At 60.2% G+C, this 18,830-nt stretch carries 14 protein-coding genes; 5 read left to right on the top strand and 9 right to left on the bottom strand.

The window, feature by feature from the left end; translation table 11 throughout:
* Positions 1-94: 94 nt before the first annotated feature.
* The 3 genes from porZ to JAO77_RS10445 form a co-directional block, all read right to left on the bottom strand.
* On the bottom strand, positions 95-2,461 hold the full coding sequence (porZ, locus tag JAO77_RS10455) for a type IX secretion system anionic LPS delivery protein PorZ (protein WP_198990286.1): 2,367 nt from the start codon (positions 2,459-2,461) through the stop codon (positions 95-97).
* A gap of 113 nt (positions 2,462-2,574) precedes the next feature.
* Positions 2,575-3,204, bottom strand: coding sequence for a thymidine kinase (locus JAO77_RS10450; RefSeq protein WP_286192451.1), 630 nt, complete (start codon positions 3,202-3,204; stop codon positions 2,575-2,577).
* A gap of 182 nt (positions 3,205-3,386) precedes the next feature.
* On the bottom strand, positions 3,387-3,710 hold the full coding sequence (locus JAO77_RS10445; protein ID WP_198990285.1) for a 2Fe-2S iron-sulfur cluster-binding protein: 324 nt from the start codon (positions 3,708-3,710) through the stop codon (positions 3,387-3,389).
* 47 nt (positions 3,711-3,757) lie between these two features.
* Here JAO77_RS10445 and JAO77_RS10440 point away from each other — a divergent pair, with 47 nt between their 5' ends.
* Positions 3,758-4,948 carry a DUF8457 domain-containing protein gene (locus JAO77_RS10440; protein WP_198990284.1) on the top strand — a complete coding sequence of 397 codons (1,191 nt, stop codon included), beginning with the start codon at positions 3,758-3,760 and terminating at the stop codon, positions 4,946-4,948.
* A 108-nt stretch (positions 4,949-5,056) separates the two neighbouring features.
* On the opposite strand, the gene JAO77_RS10435 is transcribed toward JAO77_RS10440, so the two are convergent.
* The 4 genes from JAO77_RS10435 to rodA form a co-directional block, all read right to left on the bottom strand.
* Positions 5,057-5,788: a pirin family protein gene (locus JAO77_RS10435; RefSeq protein WP_198990283.1), complete on the bottom strand. Its 732-nt coding sequence runs from the start codon at positions 5,786-5,788 to the stop codon at positions 5,057-5,059.
* A gap of 1 nt (position 5,789) precedes the next feature.
* Complete coding sequence (locus tag JAO77_RS10430; protein ID WP_198990282.1) at positions 5,790-6,302, bottom strand: hypothetical protein; 513 nt, start codon at positions 6,300-6,302, stop codon at positions 5,790-5,792.
* Between the two features lie 44 nt (positions 6,303-6,346).
* Complete coding sequence (locus JAO77_RS10425; RefSeq protein ID WP_198990281.1) at positions 6,347-7,075, bottom strand: dioxygenase family protein; 729 nt, start codon at positions 7,073-7,075, stop codon at positions 6,347-6,349.
* A 214-nt stretch (positions 7,076-7,289) separates the two neighbouring features.
* Entirely contained in the window at positions 7,290-8,600 is a 1,311-nt protein-coding gene (gene rodA / locus JAO77_RS10420; protein WP_198990280.1) for a rod shape-determining protein RodA, read from the bottom strand.
* 611 nt (positions 8,601-9,211) lie between these two features.
* Here rodA and JAO77_RS10415 point away from each other — a divergent pair.
* Together JAO77_RS10415 and JAO77_RS10410 are read left to right on the top strand one after the other, a co-directional pair.
* Positions 9,212-12,235, top strand: coding sequence for a SusC/RagA family TonB-linked outer membrane protein (locus tag JAO77_RS10415; protein ID WP_235998347.1), 3,024 nt, complete (start codon positions 9,212-9,214; stop codon positions 12,233-12,235).
* A gap of 12 nt (positions 12,236-12,247) precedes the next feature.
* A complete protein-coding gene (locus tag JAO77_RS10410; protein ID WP_198990278.1) occupies positions 12,248-13,873 on the top strand; it encodes a RagB/SusD family nutrient uptake outer membrane protein in 1,626 nt (541 codons plus the stop codon).
* A gap of 97 nt (positions 13,874-13,970) precedes the next feature.
* On the opposite strand, the gene mrdA is transcribed toward JAO77_RS10410, so the two are convergent.
* Entirely contained in the window at positions 13,971-15,812 is a 1,842-nt protein-coding gene (gene mrdA, locus JAO77_RS10405; RefSeq protein ID WP_198990277.1) for a penicillin-binding protein 2, read from the bottom strand.
* 169 nt (positions 15,813-15,981) lie between these two features.
* On the opposite strand from mrdA, the gene JAO77_RS10400 reads away from it, so the two are divergent.
* The gene (locus JAO77_RS10400; RefSeq protein WP_235998346.1) at positions 15,982-16,983 is read left to right on the top strand and encodes a glycosyltransferase family 2 protein; all 1,002 of its coding nucleotides are present in this window, start codon (positions 15,982-15,984) and stop codon (positions 16,981-16,983) included.
* A 66-nt stretch (positions 16,984-17,049) separates the two neighbouring features.
* Positions 17,050-17,853, top strand: coding sequence for a carbohydrate deacetylase (locus JAO77_RS10395; protein ID WP_198990275.1), 804 nt, complete (start codon positions 17,050-17,052; stop codon positions 17,851-17,853).
* A 14-nt stretch (positions 17,854-17,867) separates the two neighbouring features.
* On the opposite strand, the gene JAO77_RS10390 is transcribed toward JAO77_RS10395, so the two are convergent.
* The gene (locus JAO77_RS10390; protein ID WP_198990274.1) at positions 17,868-18,818 is read right to left on the bottom strand and encodes a lysylphosphatidylglycerol synthase transmembrane domain-containing protein; all 951 of its coding nucleotides are present in this window, start codon (positions 18,816-18,818) and stop codon (positions 17,868-17,870) included.
* Positions 18,819-18,830 lie beyond the last annotated feature (12 nt).

Here is an 18,830-nt window from a genome sequence, read left to right as displayed (position 1 = left end):
TAGTATTCGCATGGCGTACCTAGGCCTTATCTAGGGGCACTTGCGCTGGTGGACTACTGCTTATTAATAACCACTAGTCGCTGAATTTCCTCCCCTAGCGGCTCAATACGGCCACTTTGCTGACGCAACCGTTTTTGCCGTCGGCGTCGGAGGTGAGCACTAGGTATACGCCCGAGCGCACGCGCCGGCCTTGGGCATCGTTGAGGTCCCAGGTGAGGGTGCCGCCATTGGCGCGGGTGCTATACACGAGGTGGCCCGCCACATCAGTTATCTTCACGTAGGCGTTGTTGACCAAGCCGCGGATGCCCACTTGGCCCACGAAATCGGGCTGCACCGGGTTCGGAAATACCTCGGCGCAGCTCGGGGCCTCGTCGGTGAGGGTGGCCGAGCCCTGGTAGCTGACCACGCCGCCATCGGTAGACACGAATACTTCGCCGGTTTTGTCGTTCACAGCCACGTCCACAATGCTGTTGCTGGGCAGCGGGCTATTGGCCGTGGTGAAGTGCAGCAGGGCTTCATCGGCGTTGGGGCTAAACAGCCAGAGGCCGCTGGGCGTGCCCAGCCATTTGCGGTTAGCCCCATCCACGGCAATGCAGCGCACGATGGTATTAAAAAGCGCCGGGTAGCCGGTGCCCGTGCCGCGCCGCACAATGGGCACTGCGAAGGTGCCCGCACTACCTAGGCTGCTGGTACCGCTCAGGAAGCTCACCACCTGGCTGGGGTCGCTGAAGTACGCCACGCCATCGCCGGTACCAATCCAAATGCTGCCGGTGCGGTCGCGGGCCATGCCATACACTTGGTTGACAGTAGTACCCGTGTTGAAAGTAATAACTTGGCGGCTAAGCGTATCGTACACGGCCAGGCCCGCGCCACCTTTGCGCGACTGCGCAGCCCAGGGGTTACCGTAGGCATCGACCACTAGCCGGTCGAAGTTCTGGGAACCGGGAAAGTAAGGCGCCACCTGCCAGGTATTAGGGCCGGGGCGAAAGCGGTAGAGCCCCGACACCCCCACCCGCTCGTGGCGGTTGGCCAGCCACAGGTATTGGCCGCCGGGGTCGGCAGCCACGTCGGTTACGCGCACATAATCGATGTAGCGCTGGTCGGGGTCGAGGGTGCTACGCAGCGGCGAGCCTGGCGTGCCAAAGGTGTACTGCTTAAACTGCCCCGGCCCCTGCCACTGCAGCAAGCCATTGCCGTAGCTGGCTACGTAGAGTGTGCCATCGGGCGTACGCGCCCCGTGCGACATGTCGAGCAGGTTGGGGAAGTCGGCGGCCTGATAGTTACTGGCGGTGTAGTTGGTCCACTGGCCCGCCCGATACTCATAAAAGCCATCGCGGCGGCCAAACTGCAACCCGTTATCGCCGCTATAGCCGCCGCTGAAAATTACCACCGAGTTGGTGGCAGCATCAGCCAGCAGGCTATATGCTTCGGCCGTGGCGGGAGCGTTGGGTTTAATGATTTCGGGCGTGGTGCTGCCCGCCGCAAAGCGCAGCAGGCCGCGGTCGTAGCTAGCTACATAGACAGTGCCGTCGGCTTGGCGCACCACGTCAAACGGATAGGCACCTAGGGCTTCTTTGGGCAGCACCGTACTAAGCGCCCCCGTCCGGGGGTTGTAGCTGCGCAGGTCGGTATTATCGAAGCTGATGAGCAGGCCCGCGGCACTGGTGCGCAGGCGGCGGGCATCGGTGCCGTAGCTGCCCTGCAGCGGGTGCCAGGCGCGGGCGCTGCCTGTGCCTACCAGGCTGTAGGCCCCCCGGTAGCTCGACTGCGCGTAGACGTGCCCCCGGTAGGTGGCCAGCTGCCGGTACGTATCGGCCGGCAGGCTGGGATTGGGTAGCTCTTTGGTCCAGTTGCGGTAGTCGAGCAGATTAATGGCTGGGCTAAGGCGCCCGCGCAGCACGCCCTGCGTGGTACTGGCAAAGATGGTGTCGTGCACAACGGCCGTGCTATATACTGTCACGGCCTGGCCGCTGGGGCCGATGGCGCTGTAGGTGTCACGCACTTCGAGCTTGCTTAGGTCCAGCACAATCAGCCCTAGGTTGCTTGCTAGGTAAGCCAAGCCGTTGTACACCTGTATCTGGGTAATGGCCTTGGCCGTTTGCTGCGCTTTGCGTAGCACGTCGGTCACGTTCTTGACCGTGCCATCGGGGCGCAGCAAGTCGATGTTGCCATTTTGATAGGATATAATGACTTGGCTGCTGGCCGAGTCGTAGGCCACGGCGTTCACGCCCACGTCGCTCAGGCCATCGCGGCGCGAGAGCAGCTGCGTAGTATTGAGTGCCTTATCGTAGTAGTAAAAAGATGACGCATCGACCACGTACAGGCGGTCGGCAGCATCGGCTAACATGTAGGGGCGAGCCGCTGGCAGATGCAGCTGCCAATCGCCATAGGCCACGCCCTGCGCGCGGGCTGCCAGCGCAAGCACCCATAAAACCAACAGCAGCGGGGAGAAGTAGCGCATAAGCAGCAAAAAAGCAGAAGCAATAAAACGCCTGGCTCGAACGCCCGGCTGGTGGCCTTAGCGCGCCTAGCGCTTGGCTATGGCACCCTAGGGGATGGTCGCAGCACCGATAGCTAGCGCGCCGCCTGGGCCGCCCGTGCCGCCTCGATGGCCGGCCGGGCCGCAGGTCCCGCCAGAAAACAAGGCCGGCAGCGCGCCTCGTAGGCATCGGTTTCGCCCAGCAGCACTTGGCTTTCGCTGGCCGAGAGACGATAGGAGTACGCGGCCAGTTCGCCGCAGCACACGCACACAGCATGCACCTTGGTCACAAACTCGGCCGTAGCTAGCAGGGCGGGCATGGGGCCAAAGGGCCGCCCTAGGTAGTCCATATCGAGCCCTGCCACAATGACGCGGGTGCCCGCATCGGCCAGTCGGCGGCACACGTCTACCAGCGACTCGTCGAAGAACTGCGCCTCGTCGATGCCCACTACGTCGGTGGCGCCGCCGGCCAGCAGCAAAATTTCGGAGGGCGACTGCACTGGAGTCGAGCGGATGCTATTGTGGTTGTGGCTCACCACATCCTGGTCGTGGTAGCGGGTATCGAGGGCGGGCTTGAATATCTCGACCCGTTGCCGCGCAATGCGGGCCCGGGTGAGGCGGCGAATCAGCTCTTCGGTTTTGCCCGAAAACATGGAGCCGCACACTACTTCCAGCCAGCCGCGGCGGCGCAAAAAATCAACAGGACGATGGGGCTCGGTAAACAAGATGAAGCGGTAATTGAGAAAAGGACGCAGGTAGAAAAAATCCCTAGGTGCTACTTCCCAGGCAAAAATAAACGAAGGACGAACCTCGCCAGAGCGAATTTACGACCTCCTAACAAAGGTAACCCAGCGGCTAAGCGAACCCAAGCCAAGCCCTTTTCGTGCGCTTCTGATAGCTCAGTTGCTCAGCCCACGTACTCGACGTGTGGCAGCTTGGTGGCTTCGGGCACCTGGCCCGTAACCTCGCCCTGGGGCAGGCGCACTTGGCACGCTAGGCGCTCGTGCGGCAGCAGCAGCCCAGCGGCTAGGTAGCGCAGCTCGGGCTCGGTGCGCGGCGTGAGGTGCTCGGCCCCGGCTAGCACCTGCAAGCGGCAGGTAGTGCAGCGGCCCTTGGCCCCGCAGGCGTGGCGCCAGTCGTGGCCAGCCCGCTGAATAGCCGCTAGCAGCGTGGCCCCGGCGGGCACCGCCACGGGCGGGCCCGGCAGGTTGATAAGGTGCAGCAGGGGCATTTGTGGCTAACTTGGCGGCGAAAAGGCCGGACCCACCCGGCGGTTTTATGCAAGATAACTATAGCCTCGCCAAGTGCGAGCAATACGGCCGCCGGCTTGCGTCCCGGCTGTGCCAGCAGCACTTTGGTTTCCAGCCCGACGCCACCCTCGATGGTCCGGCACTGCTCAAGTTCACGCCCATCCGGCAGCTCAACTTACTGATGGTGCGTCAGTTGCTTGGGCGCTGGCAGCACGAGGCGCAGCAGCTTCGGAGCCCCTACTTCAACTTTGAGGCCGAGGCGGTGCGCACAGCGCTCACGCAGTTTATGAACGTGCTTTCGCGCCACATTCGCCTCGACCGGGCGGCGCTGGAGCCCCTGCTCGCCCAGGCTGCGGCCGACACGCTGCTGCTAGCCGCCGACCCGGCTTTGGCCTTCGAGCGCCTGCTGCTGCCCGCCGCCAGCGCCGATGCCGACGAGCCCGTGCCAGTGGCCGAGCTGCGCGACGCTCTCCGCTACCTCGACCAAGACAAGGAGTACTACCAGAGCTTCGTGGACAGCCTACCTACCAGCAACGCTCCGCTGAGCCGCGATTTTCTGGTGCAGCGCTTCGCCCTTTACGAAGCCAAGCACACCAAGGCCGTCGATGCTATGCCGCGGCTGGTAGCTGCCTTCAGCGCCTTGCTCCCCCTCACCGAGGCCGACCTCTGGGATGATGGCCCGGCTACGCCTACCCCCGCACCGGCTAGCCCTCCCACGCCTACGCCGGCACCGGCGCCGGCCCCAGCCGCTGCTGTACCGGCCCCCGAGCCAGCACCAGTAGCGCCCCCTACGCCCCCTACACCTGCCGCTGAATCGTCTACGGCCCCGCCTACCGAGGAGGAACCATCTCCCACGAGCGCGGTGCCCCTCTACGAAAAGCTCAAGGCCACGCAGCCAGCGGCCGCCGCGCCCCTGGCGAGTACGCTGCGCCACTCGGCCCAGGGTGGGGCGCCGCTGGCCGAGCGCAGCGCGCCCAAGGTAGGCAGTCTGCGGGAAGCCATTTCCATCAATCAGCGCTTTAGCTTTATCAATGAGCTGTTTAATGGGGAAAATATGGAGTATCATGCCGCCATTCAGCACCTCGACTCGCTACCCACGGCCGATGCCGCCATGGCCTACGTGCGCCAGGAGCTGGCCAATAGCCACGACTGGAGCCGCAAAGAAGAGCACGTGGGCAAGCTGCTCAAGCTGATTGAACGCAAGTTTGCCGGCGCCTAGGGTATGCCCTGGCTGGCGAAGCTACCAGGGCCCGGCCGCGGGCGGCGCTGGTAGCGTAGGCGATTATAGGCCGCTTTGACTGGCAGGCTTCCTTCGGAGGCACCTAGGCTAGGGCACTAGCTCGAGCAGCAGCACGATGGCGTGGTTGCTGAGGGCTTCCAGTTCGACAGAATCGACGTTCCAGAGCGCCAGGGCGTCTTTTTCGTGCAGCAAGCGGCCTTCCAGCTCGAAGGCTCCCGTTAGTACAAAGGCAACCAGTTGGTTGCTTTTGCTAGCCAAGCTATACACGGCTTCCTGCCGCCCCATAAACCGACCTAGGCTGAGCATAATTGGCAGATTAGGCTGAGTTGGCGGCTGGCCCTGCGTGCGCACGCTCACCAGCTCTAGCAGCTCGTTTTCGCGCAGTTCCTCAAACACCGCAACAAGGCCAACGGCTGGCGCAGGCGGCGTGAGCGGCGCAGAGGCGCGCACCCACAAATGCAGGAAGCTAATCAGCTCGTTGGCGTAAGGGTTTCGCAGCAGCAGCAGCGTGCCAGCGGGAGCTGAAATGATGAGTACTGTGCCGACCTCCGCCGTGCCGTGCGCCCCGCCTCCCGTGCTGTAGGCGACGGTGCCCGTAATGGGCAGCACAACCACGTAGGAATCTTGGGCTACAGGCACTTCTACCTCGTGCCCACCGGCCAGTGTTTCCTCATTCAGCCCGTAGAGGCGGCCAATGGGCGCCTTGTGCTCCTGCTGATAGTCGCCAAAGCTAAGGGTGCTTTGGCGCCGAAACTGTGGGCTTTCGACCACGCCGCGCTGGTCGGCCAGGTAGATTTTGCCAGGCGCTTGGGTTATCATCTTAGCTAGCCGGGTGCAGAGAATGAATGGTGAGATAGGGCTGCAGCTGCACGAGGTGCGTCAGTACTTCGCCGCTGGCTTCGGCCGGCGCGGCGGCATCCGACACGAGCAAGTAAGGGGCAATGCTGTCGTGCCAGTGCAGCGGCTCAGCATAAAAGGTAATGGCTACCTGATGCTTGCTTTGGTCGTGCAGGTCCGAGTTAATCAGCTCGAACTGGTAGCGCGTAAATTTTAGAAAATAACGCCCCACGTTGTTGACAATGTCGGGCACTACTCCCTTCAGCTGCTGCACGTAGCCGCCGATAGAGCCACCCACCAAAAAATGCAGCTTATCGGCGCCGGGCACATAGTGTAGCAGCTCGCCGAAGGTGCGGTACTGCCCGCCGGGGTTGTAGAGCTGCGCCTGCATACGCAGCTCGCGGTAGCTATCGACTAGCACAAGCTTGTCCCATGGCTTGGAAGCCGTGGCATCGAGCACCTTGCGGTAGGCAAGCGTAATCACGCGGGGCGGCATTTGGTAGTGGCCAGTTAGTGTCGTAATGAACTAATAATTAGATATTAGACCGCAATGGCCATCGTGAGCACAAAGCCATCGGTGGTGTTGCCCGTTACGGCGGCAATCTCCGCGCCCGCCGTGTCGTCGCTGAATACGTTGTCCGATTTATTATACGTGTAGCCGCTCAGGCCCTTGCCGTAGCCATTGACGGCGGCCAGGGCCGTGCCGGCGCCTTCAGGAAACGCTATCTGGGTTACTTTCAGAGAAGTGCCGTTGGCGTTGTACACGTGCACGTGGATGTGGGTGGCGCGGCCCGAGTACCAGCCCGGAAAGATGCTGGTAAACGTCACCAAGCCACTAGCGTCGGTGGTTTGGCGGCCGCGCAAGAAATGCACGTTCGTATAGTTGGTGCTCTGCATACCGGTGCCGCCGTATTCTGAGTAGTTGCCCTGGGCATCGCAGTGCCAGATATCGACCAGCGCCCCGGCCAGGGCAGCACAGCCATTGGCGCTGCTGTTTATCGTGATTTTCACCGTCAGCTTGTAGCCCGTGCGGCCATCGGTGATGTCGCTGCGCACATACGACGAGGGCGTGTGCGTCGGAAAGGGCCCCTCAGTTTCGGTGGGCGCCACGGTGCAGCTGCCCGAGCCAGTGGCAGTAGTAGTGCCTGTGCCATTGGCAGTTGTGGTGGCAGTGCTCGGCGCCACCTCGTCTTTGCCGCAGGCGGCAAGCAATACTGGGGCCGACGCAGCCCCCATAAGGAGGCTCTTGAGAAAATGCTTTCTTTCCATACTAGCTAGGGGTGAGAAGGTGTAGTGCGATACCTATGCAAAGGTGATTTGCACTCCCTTCCGGCCAAGTAGCTAGTCGACGGGGCCGGCTTTTGCTTCGACGGATGACGCTTATTTGCGGAGTAAGGCCGTGGGTTGACCTAGGTAACTAAGTGAGAGCGTGTGGAGACTAAGCGACCCTGCGTGCGCAACTAGCCTTGCCCCCACTCGCTTTCTAGCGCAGCAGGTCCTGCTTGCGGTGGGCATCGAGGGCCAGCAGCGTGAAGAGCAGAATGGTAAACGACCACAGCGACGAGCCGCCGTAGCTAAAGAATGGCAGCGGAATACCCACCACCGGCATCAGGCCCATAGTCATCCCTAGGTTCACGGTGAAGTGCACAAACAGGATGCTGGCCACGCAATAGCCATAGGTGCGCCCAAATACCGATTTCTGGCGCTCGGCCACCAGCAAAATGCGCCAGAGCAGCGTGAGGTATAGCCCTATCACAACGATGCAGCCCACCCAACCCCACTCCTCGCCTACGGTGCAGAAAATGAAGTCGGTACTCTGCTCGGGCACGAAGTCGAACTTGGTTTGGGTGCCCTTAAGAAAGCCCTTGCCCAGCCAGCCGCCCGAGCCAAGCGCGATTTTGCTCTGCGTCACGTTCCAGCCCTTACCTAGGGGGTCTTTGCCGGGGTCGATGAGCATCTCGATGCGCTGGCGCTGGTGGGGCTGCAGCACGTGGTTGAAAAAGAAATCGACCCCGAACACCATACCGATAACCGCGGCCCACACACTCAGGCTCAGCGGCAGGTGGTGGCGCCACAGGCGCGAATTGAGCCCAAAGGCGGCCAGCAGCAGCACCGTGAAGACTACCACCAGCCACAGCTTAGGCACCAGCAGCGCCAGCAGCAGAATAACGCCCCCTGCCGCCAGCAGCAATAGAATGAGCGGCGACATGCCCTCGCGAAAAAAAGCCAGCAGCAAGGCCGCAAACACCAGCGCCTGGCCGGTCTCATTCGAAGCCAGAATAAGTGCCACTGGCAGTAGTGTGAGGCCGGCCAGCACGGCTTGGTCGCGCCAGTTTTGCTGCCTTAGGTTGATGCCAGCCATGAAGCGTGAGGCCGCCAGCGCCGTCGTAAACTTGGCAAACTCGGCGGGCTGCAAGCGCACGGGCCCCAGTTCGAGCCACGAGCGTGACCCCGCAATGGGCCGGGCAATGAAGATGGTGAGCACCAACAGCAATATCATGCCGCCATACAGAATGTAGGCGAGGGTATCATACGCCTTATAATCGACCACTAGCAGCACCACAATGAGTACTATGGCGGTGCCCATCCACAGCAGCTGCTTAAACCAGTTGAAGGCCATCAGCTCCGAAAAGCTGAGGTCGCGCAGCGCGTGCACGGCGGGCGCATCGGGAGAGGGGGGCGCGTAGGAGGCTGCGTACACGGCCACCCACCCCAGGCCCACCAGCGCCAGGTACAGCAATACCGTGAGCCAGTCGATGCTGCGCGACGAACGGATAGCGACGGTTGGATACATGCGAAAATTTTCCGCAAAGGTCGGGCCGCCAGCTTTGAAGTCCTAGGGTGCCTTGCAGTTAGGCACCAGTCGCTATAAGAATAGCACACCAGTAAGACGCCGTGCGTGCAGAATGCCAACGCAGTAGCGCGGCACCCTACCAAAGCACTTGATTCTTAAGCTCAACTGCTGCAGCCTGGCCCCTACCCGGTTCTTTTTGGCGCCCACGTAATAAACTGCTAAAATGTTTCACCTAGCCTAGGCACAACGTGTACATCCTATGAATAATTAGTAGTACATTTCGCCCCTTCTCTTAGCACTAACCTAATGCAAGCGCTGGCACAGTATTATTCTAGCTGCTTGTCACTCAATTTACATAGATTTATAGCGCTTAGTTGATTAATCAGGATGGTGACGAGCTAAGAAGAATTTTTGACTCGCCCTAAGATTTACTTAAGCAAGCCGCTACCTAGCACACCGCGTCAGTCCGAAATAGAAGGCCATTATCAGCCTAATCGACATACTCACAATTAGTTGCCTGCAAAACCCAGTAAAAGGGCTGCAGTTTTTTCCCCACCCTAACTTTTTAAAGTATGATTGACCACTTACACCAAACAACTGGTTGGTGGAGAATGACAAGGGGTACGCTGCTGCCTGGCGCGCTACTTGTGCTCTCTACTACGGTTTGCTCAACCGCCGAAGGCAAAGCGCTGACCGGCTTAAAGCGAAAGTCAGCTTCGGCTGCTAAAACGATTAACTTTGCCGTTCCGGTGCGAGGTCACGTGCAAGATGAGCTGGGTAAACCCATTCCGGGGGCTACCATTTTGCTTAAAGGCACCTCCATTGGAGCGGCGGCCGACGCTGATGGGGCCTACTCGCTGGAGGCGCCCGACGCCACGGGCACCTTGGTGATTTCGGCTGTTGGGTTTACGGCACAAGAGGTGCCCATTGGCAACCGCACCACAGTCGATGTGACTCTGAAGACGGACGTGAAGTCGCTGAACGAGGTGGTGGTAGTAGGCTACGGCACGCAGCGCCGGGCCGAAGTGACCTCGGCCGTGGCCACGGTGAAGTCGGAAGATTTCAACCAGGGCGGCACGCGCAACGCGCTCGACCTGATTCAGGGCAAGGTGGCGGGCCTGTCAGTAACGCGTACCCAGGGCAACAACCCCAACTCTAGCCCGGCCATTCAGCTGCGGGGCATTGTGTCGGTAAATGGTGACTTGTCGCCGCTTATCGTTATCGACGGCATTCCGGGCGGCAACCTTGACTTGCTGCAGCAGGATGACATTGAGTCGTTTAACGTACTAAAGGACGGCTCGGCGGCGGCCATCTACGGCACCCGCGGCAACGCGGGCGTTATTCTGATTACGACCAAGAAAGGCAAGAACGGCCCGGCCCACTTCGATTACTCGACTTATATCCAGCGCGAGGTGGTGGCCAAGCGGCCCAGCTTCTTAACTGCCGATGATTGGCGGGCGTACCGCGCCGACCCGACTAATACCAAGGCGGGCCAAATGCAGGACCTAGGTGCTTCGACCGACTTCTACGACCTGCTGATTAACAAGAGCAATCTGAGCCAGTATCACAACCTGGCGCTGTCAGGCGGCAGCACTACGGGCAGCTACCGAGCTTCTATTTATTACAATAACGCGGACCCCATCACGATTCAGAACTGGCGCAAGCAGTACGGCGGGCGCCTGAGTCTCAACCAGCGGGGCTTTCATGACATGCTGAGCGCGCAGCTCGACCTAGCCACCAACTTCAACAAGGCTAACCTGCTCGGTGGCAACGGCGGCGACTTTGAGAATGCGCTGGGCCGCAACCCCACGCAGCCGGTGTATAACCCCGACGGTACGTTCTACGAGGAAGGCTCGACGACTAACCCCATCGGCCGCCTCACCCAGGAAAGCAACCTGCGCGACCAAAACACGACGTCGGCCGACATTCGGTTTACGCTCGAGCCCATCAAGGGCCTGCGGGCTACGGCGTTTGGGGCCGTGGTGCGCGACGCCCAGAACGACAATGAGTACCGGCAGGCGGGCTCTCGCTTCTCGCAGCTTGGCGAGCTGAATGGTACGCCCGTACGCGGCACCGCTTATGCTCGCAAGCGCAACTACCTAGAAAACAACTATACTTTCGAGTCGACGCTCGAATATGGCCGCACCTTTAACGAGGCCCATACTTTCCGGGTGCTGGGCGGCTACAGCTACCAGTATCGCGTAGCTGAGTCGTTTGAAGCGGGCAACAGCGGCTTCTTGAACGATGTGTTTCAGGAAAATAACCTAGGGGCGGGTAACTTCCTGCAACTGGGTAAGGCGTCGCTGGGCAGCGGTAAGGAAGACAACAAGCTTATTGCTTTCTTTGGCCGCGTAAACTACTCGTTCAAAGACAAGTACATTGCGCAATTCATTCTGCGCCACGAAGGCTCGTCGCGCTTCGGGGCCAACAACAAGTACGGCGATTTCCCGGCCGCTTCGGTAGGCTGGGCCATCAGCCAGGAGTCATTCATGAAAGGCGTTTCCTTCGTGAATGACTTGAAGCTGCGCGCTGGCTACGGCGTAACCGGCAACCAGGGTATTCCGAACTACCAGTCGGTGGTGCGCCTAGGTACCGGCAACCAGTACCTGAACGACGATGGCATCTGGCGCCAGACCTACGGCCCCAACAACAACCCCAACCCCAACCTGCGCTGGGAGCGCAAGCAAGAGGTAAACGTGGGCGTTGACTTTGCTCTCTTCGGCAACCGCCTCACCGGCGCCATTGATGTGTACCGCCGGCGCACGTCGGACCTGCTGGGCAACTTCAACACCCAGTTGCCACCTTTCGTGCAGTCTACGGTGTTTACTAACGTGGGCGTTATCGACAATAAAGGCCTAGAGGTAACCCTAAGCGGCACCGTGATGAAGACCAAAAACTTCAGCTGGGGCATGGACTTCACGGGCAGCACGCAGAGCAACAAGCTGGTGTCCTTCTCGGACGACGTGTATAAAACCACGTTCCTGAACTTCGGCGACATCGGGGGCTTCGGGGCACTCGGCAACGCCATCCGCACCATCGAGGGCGGGCCGCTGGGCAGCTTCTACGGCAAGCGCTTCGCGGGCTTCACACCCGAAGGCAAGTGGCTGTTTTACAAGGCTACTGGCGAAGCAGTTACAGCCGACAAAATCGCGCCCAACGACGACTACGCTTACATTGGCAACGGTGTGCCCAAGTACTACATGTCGTGGAACAACCGCTTCCAGTACAAGAATTTTGACTTGACGCTCTTCTTCCGCGGCAAGTTCAAGTACGACATCCTGAACCTACAACAGGTGTTCTTCGGCAACAAAGTGTACTTGCCCAACAACGTGTTGCAAGATGCCATTTCGCGCAACAACCAAATCAATGACGTGCTGCAGTACTCGGACTACTACCTCGAGCCGGGCGGCTTCGTCAAGCTCGACAACGTGACCCTAGGGTACAACTTCAAATTTAACACCAGCTATATCCGCAACCTGCGCGTGTACCTGACGGGCCGCAACCTACTGACCTTTACTAAGTACCGCGGCCTAGACCCCGAAGTGAACGACACAGGCCTAGCCCCTGGCATCGATGGCCGCGGCTTCTACCCGCGCACGCGCTCCTTCACGGCTGGTCTCTACGTTGGCTTCTAATATCCCACCTCTATGCAACGATTATCCAAAGGTTTTTTGCTAACCGGCGCGCTCACCTTGCTACTAGGCACTTCTTGTACCAAGCTGGATGAAACGCTTTACAGCCAGATTGACGCCGCCAAGTTTTATAACAACCGCCAGGAGATTCTGGCGGGTGTGCTGCGCCCCTACACCCACGCCAACGCCTGGATGGCGCCCACCGGCCAGACTGGCTACTGGCGGCTCAATGAGATGTCGGCCGACCAGCTGGCTTGGCCCCAGAAGGGCCGCCACGGCTACGACGATGCCCAGTGGATACGGCAGCACGGCCACAGCTGGGTATACACCGAAAACTTCGTATGGGACCCCTGGCGGCTGATTTATACGGGCATTGGCTTCTGCAACAGCACCCTAGGTGACTTCGAGCGGGTTGATTTCGCCCGAGCCGGCGTTTCTGACCAAGAGAAGGCTGCCTTCATTGCCGAGCTCAAGGTGTTCCGGGCCTTTCACTACCTCAAGCTGATGGACTTATACGGCAACGTACCCATCGTAACCAAGGTAGGCGAGCCAGTAAGCCCCCCCACCGCGCCGCGGGCCGAGGTCTTTGCCTTCGTGGAAAAGGAACTGAAAGAGAACGTAGACCTGCTGCCTAATCTCAGCAAGGCCCTAATTGGGCGCATTACAAAAGCCGCTGGCTACTCGATGCTAGCCGAGCTTTACCTGAACGCGGAGGTGTGGACTGGCACGGCCAAGTGGGATGAGTGCATCGCGGCCTGCGACAAAATCAGCTCGGGCGCTACCGGTGGCCTGAACGGGGCGCCAGTGCTGGACTCGAACCTGACTGCGACCTATAACAACACCAACGACAACTCGAAGGAGGCGCTCTTCCAGCTCACCTACGACTACCAGGCCACGCCCACCCGCTGCGGCTGGAGCGGCGACTTTTACCACTTCGCCCAGCGCCTAATTTATGACGGCGATGCCAACGGCAACAACGGCATGGTGGTGATTCCGACCGCCTACGATGCCTTCAAGGACAATGACTTGCGCAAATCTACCTGGATGCTCATCGGCACCCAGTACCAGCTCACCAACCCGACTAAGCCAGTGGAAGGCACCGAAGAATACCGCGGTAAGCCACTAGTTTTTGTAAAGGAAATTCGGCGGGCCAGCGAAAACAAGACTAGCTCGACCATGATTGACGGCGAGGAAAACAGCGGCGCCCGCTTCAACAAGTATCAGCCAGGCCGGCAGTCGGAGGCCAAGTACTGGAGCAACGACTGGATTATGTACCGCCTCACCGACATCTACTTCTACAAAGCCGAGGCGTTGATGCGCAAAAACGGCGGCACGGCAGTACCGGAAGCCTTAAGATTAGTTAACGAGGTGCACAGCCGGGCCTTCAAGGCCTCTGACGTAGCCCAGGAAACCTACACCGCGGCCACCCTCACGCTACCCGAGCTGCTGGCCGAGCGGGGCCGTGAATTCATTTTCGAAGGCAAGCGCCGCACCGACCAGATTCGCTTCGGCACCTTTACTACCGCCTCGTGGTGGGACCACCGGCCCAGCGATAAAACTAAAGCACTGTACCCCGTGCCGCAGCGCCAGCTGGCGGCCAACCCCAACCTAAAGCAAAACGAGGGGTACCCGGCCAAATAGCGCCAATTGCTACTGGTCATTGAAAAACAAAGGGACAGCCGCTTGGCTGTCCCTTTTGTTGTTTAGTGCCTGAAAGCCGACCTAGGGGCACCGTTTACTAGTGCCTAGCTCTGATGGTCAGGTTACCGTACTTAATCCAGTCTTCCATGCGGTGATGGTAGTTGGCCACTTTGCCGCGCAGGTATTTTTCCATCATTAAGCCGGCGGCCGGGGCGGCGGCGCTGCCTCCGAAGCCCCCGTTTTCGATAAATACCGCAATGGCAATTTTGGGGTCGTTGGCCGGCGCGAAGGCGGCGAAGGCCGAGTGGTCGAAGCCGTGCGAGTTTTGCACCGTGCCGGTTTTGCCGGCCACCGAGATGCCAAACTGCCGCAACGAGGCCAGCGGGGCAGTGCCGCCGCGCCCGTCTACCACCTCGCACATGCCCGGAATAACGTACTTAAACAGCGTGGTATCGACGGCCGTGTAGTGGCGCTGGCGGTACTCGGGCAGCGGCTGCCCGTCTTTGCCGATGCTGCGCACGAAGTGTGGCGCGTAGTAGTAGCCCCGGTTGGCAATGGTGGCCATCACGTTGGCCGTTTGCAGGCCTGTGATACCGATTTCGCCCTGCCCGATGCTGAGCGAGTATACCGTCTTGAAATTCCAGCGGTGGTAGCCTAGGTGCTTGTCGTAGTACTCGGGCGAGGGGATGAGGCCACGCTTTTCCTGGCCCATGTCCACGCCCAGCTTCTCACCTAGGCCAAACGACTTGACCATTTTTTGCCACTGGCCGAGACCTAGGCGGGCATCTTCGAAGCCATTGGGCGATTGGTGACGCAATACCGCTGCCCGCATCACTTGGTAGAAGTACGGGTTGCAACTGTTCTTGATGGCGATGCTAAGATTTGCCGGGTACTCGTGGCGGTGGGTGCAGTGAATGAGCGATTGGTTGCAGGGAAAGCCGGTGTTGGGCCCTACCACACCTAGCTGCATGGCTACCAACTCATTCACTATCTTAAACACCGAGCCCGGCGGGTAGGTCGCCATCAGCGGGCGGTCGAAGAGCGGGCGGTTGGGGTTCTTGAGCAGGTCCATGTAGCGGTTGCCCATGCCCTTACCGGTCAGCATTTGGGGCTCGTAGTGTGGCGCCGACACAAAGCACAGTATCTCGCCCGTCTTGGGGTCGATGGCCACGATGGAGCCCCGGCGCCCGGCCAGCAGCGTTTCGCCGTAGGCTTGCAGCTCGGCGTCGATACTTAGGTGCAGGTCCTGCCCCGCCACCGACAGCGTATCGAACTCCCCGTTGCGAAAGGGCCCCTTGTCGATGCCGCGCACGTTTACCAGGCGATATTGTACGCCCCGCTGGCCCATCAAGGTTGATTCATAGTAGGCTTCGAGGCCCGAGATACCCACGTTTTCGCCGGGCTGGTACTTGGCATATTTTGGCTTTTCGAGGAAGGCTGGCGTAATGGCCCCCACGTACCCTAGGGCGTGCGCCAGGTTTTGGGTACGGTAGGCCCGCGCCATTCGCGCCTGCACCCGAAATCCTGGGAAGTCAATGAGATGGTCGTTGATGGCGGCCAGCTCGGGCGTGCTCAAGTTTTGGAGCAGCGGCGAAGGCTTCACCCGCGAGTATTTTTTGGCAAAGCGCAGCCCCAGGCGCAGGTCTTCGATAGAAAGCTGCATGACCCGGCAAAACTTGGCCGAGTCGAGGCCCCGCACTTCGCGAGGCACCACCACAAGGTCGTACACGGGCGTGTTTTGCACCAGCAGCGAGTCGTGCCGGTCGTAGATGAGGCCGCGGTAGGGTATCTGCACCTGTCGCTGCAGGGTATTGCGGTCGGCAGCAGCTTTATAAGAATCGTCCAGCACCTGCAGGTAAAACAGCCGCCCCGCAAACAACATCCCCACCACTATAAAAATGGCCATCACCACGTAGCGGCGGCCTTCTAAATATTGCATAGCTTATCCAATAGTCTACAAAGTTACGGCCTAGGTCGGCGGCCAGGCTCAGAATTCTGCAAGCCAAACGCCGAATAAGCTTATCGGCTTATTCAGCGTTCAGCTTGCTGCGCGTTACATGACAATTGCAAAATGGGCGCCGCGGCGCCTAGTACCTTTGCGGGTACTTATGTCTATGCCTTCGCTCGCTACCCCCACCACCAACACCGCTTTTACCGGCTTAATTTCCGTGGTGGCGCCGCTCTACAATGAAGTCGCCAACGTAGGCCAGTTGGTGAGCCGCGTGGCCGCCGTGATGAACCAGCACGGCTACGACTACGAGCTCATCTTGGTGAACGACGGCAGCCGCGACCAAAGCTGGAAGCTGATGCAGGAGCTGGCCGCCCACGACCGCCACCTGGTAGCCATCGACCTGGCCGGCAACTATGGCCAAACCATCAGCCTGCGCGCCGGCTTCGAGCGCGCTCGCGGCGAGGTTATCATTGCCATGGACGGCGACCTGCAGCACGACCCGGCTTATATCCCGCAGTTTATCAGCCTCATCAATGAGGGCTACGACATGGTGGGCGGTGCCAAAGCCAAGCGCCCCGAAGGGCCGGTGGCCACAGCGCTGGCTACTACGGCGCACGGCATCATCCGGCGCTTGTCGGGGGTACAGCTGCGCTACTTTGGAGCTACTTACAAGGCCTACCGCAGCTACCTAGTGAAGAATGTAGAGATGCTCGGCGACGCACACCGCTTCTTGGGGGCGCTGGTAGCGCGCAAGGGCCTACGCTACTGCGAGTTTCCGATTGAGATACACGAGCGTCAGTTTGGCCAGAGCAACTACAGGATTAGCAAACTCTTCTACGTTATTCTTGACCTGTTCATCCTGCGCTTTTTCATTGTGCACGGGCGCAAGCCATTCCGGCTGTTTGGGCTGGCGGGGCTGCTGAGTCTGCTGCTAGGCGGCGGGCTGGCGGGGCAATTTTTGGTGCGGTCGATATTTTTCAAGCTCAATATCTTCGGCACATACCCGCTGGAATTCATCTTCAGCCTGTTCTTGCTCCTAGGTGGTATTTTCCTGCTCTGCTTCGGCGTACTGGCCGAGATAGGCATGTACATCTACTACTCACGCCAAACGCGCCCACCTTATGTGGTGCGGGCGGTAGCATCATCATTTAACAGTTAGTAAGTAGCATTTAACAGGATAGAGATGGCTCTGACGAGTTGTTACATGTTACTGGCTAACTGTTGAATGAAGAAGCTGATTATCAATTGTGACGACTTTGGCTGGGATGCGCCTGCCACCCAGGCCATACTGGAGTTGGGGGCGGCGGGGCAGGTGAGCAGCACTACCGTGATGGCCAATTTTGCCAGCGAGGCCAAGTTGCGCGAGCTGGCCCGGCTGGCTTCCCCTACCCTGTCGGTAGGCTTGCACCTCACGCTCAACGCTGGGCAGCCCCTGAGCGCCGCTTCGCAAGTGCCGTCGCTAGTAAATGCCGATGGACAGTTTTATAGCTCTAGCCAGCTGTGGCAGCGTTTTTTGCGGGGCAAGGTGCGCCGCACCGAATTGCGCCTGGAAATAGCCGCGCAGCTCAAGCATCTAGCCGCAGCCGGCCTCGCCCTGACCCACGCCGACAGCCACCAACACCTGCACCAATACCCGCTGCTAGGCCCGGCGCTACTGCAGATTCTCGCCGAGCTAGGCGTGCGCCGGGTGCGCCGCCTCACGGCCGCGGGCCGGCTCGATAGCCGCGGGCTGATACTGCAAGCCTTTGCCAAAACTAGCCAACGGGCTCTAGGTCCGTTTCGCACGCCGCAGACGCTGATAACCACTTTTTCGACCGAGGCTGCCAACGCCGACGCCTTTCGGCGGGGCGTGGCGGCTGCCTTTCGGCCGGGCGTGCAGGTGGCCGAGTTTATGAGCCACCCAGGCTTGAGCGAGCGGCCCGGCTCGCCGCTGATGCGCGTGCCGGAATACGAGTTTTGGCGCAGCGGCGCGGCGCATGAGCTGCTTCGCGAAGCAGGCGGCGAGGTGGTGAGCTACGCGGCGCTGTAGCACCTATCTACTCTCTAGCTTACAGTAGGAGCGAGTTCTTCGTCGGCTAGCTTAGCGGAGGTGGCTTCGCCAGCGCTCACCCGCACAAATGCGCCACCGAGCGATACGACGGCCGTGATGACGTAGAATAGTACGCTTACGCTCACCGCCACCGCGGGCGCCAGGCCAAACAGCTTGGCCCCGTAGAGAAACGTGAGTTCGCGCGCGCCCAGCCCGCCCACCGTGAGCGGCAGCACCGCCGCCACCGACGAAGCCAGAAACACCAGCAGATAGGGCAGCACCGGCCCGTGGGCGGCACCTAGGGCCGCTAGCAGCGACCACGCTTGTAGCACCTGTGCCCCCTGCACCCCCAGCGCCTGCCACGAGGTGCGCCCGAAAGCCGCCCGAAAATCGCCGAACAGCCAGCGCCCAAGCCCGTAGCTGAGCCCTAAGCCCAGTGGCACCAACACCAGCGCTCCTAGGCGCCACCAGCCTGGGTAAGCGGTACCGGCAAACAAAAGCAACAACAGCACCAGCAGCGCTACCATGCCGCTGAGTCTATCGAGCAGCAAGGCCCGGAAAATGACGGCCCGCCGCCCCGGAAACTGCCGCCCCAGTAGGTACACCTTATAGCCGTCGCCCCCGATGCCACCGGGCAAAAACAGGTTGTAGTACATACCTAGCCAATACAGCCGCAGGTTGTACCCCTCGTGCAAGCGAATGTCGACGGCGCGAAAAAAACGGTTGAGCCGCACCGACGATATCAGCTTCGATACAATAAACAACCCCGTAGCCACGGCCAGCCAGCCAGGCTGGGCCCCGCGTAGCGTGCGCCCTAGGGCCGGCAAATCGAGGTGGCGCGCCACCAGCCACAGCGCCCCGGCCATAAAGACCAGCTTACCCAGCAGCAGCAGGTGACGCCGCCAGGCTGGCGCGGGCACTTTTTCAGTAGGCAGAGTTACTGCTTCTATATCGTCGTTGGTCATGGCGAAGAGGCG

The organism is Hymenobacter sp. BT559 (assembly GCF_016427535.1).
Taxonomy (GTDB): domain Bacteria; phylum Bacteroidota; class Bacteroidia; order Cytophagales; family Hymenobacteraceae; genus Hymenobacter.
The sequence above is the reverse complement of the archived record's forward strand: the minus strand, read 5'-3'. Positions and strand labels throughout refer to the sequence as shown.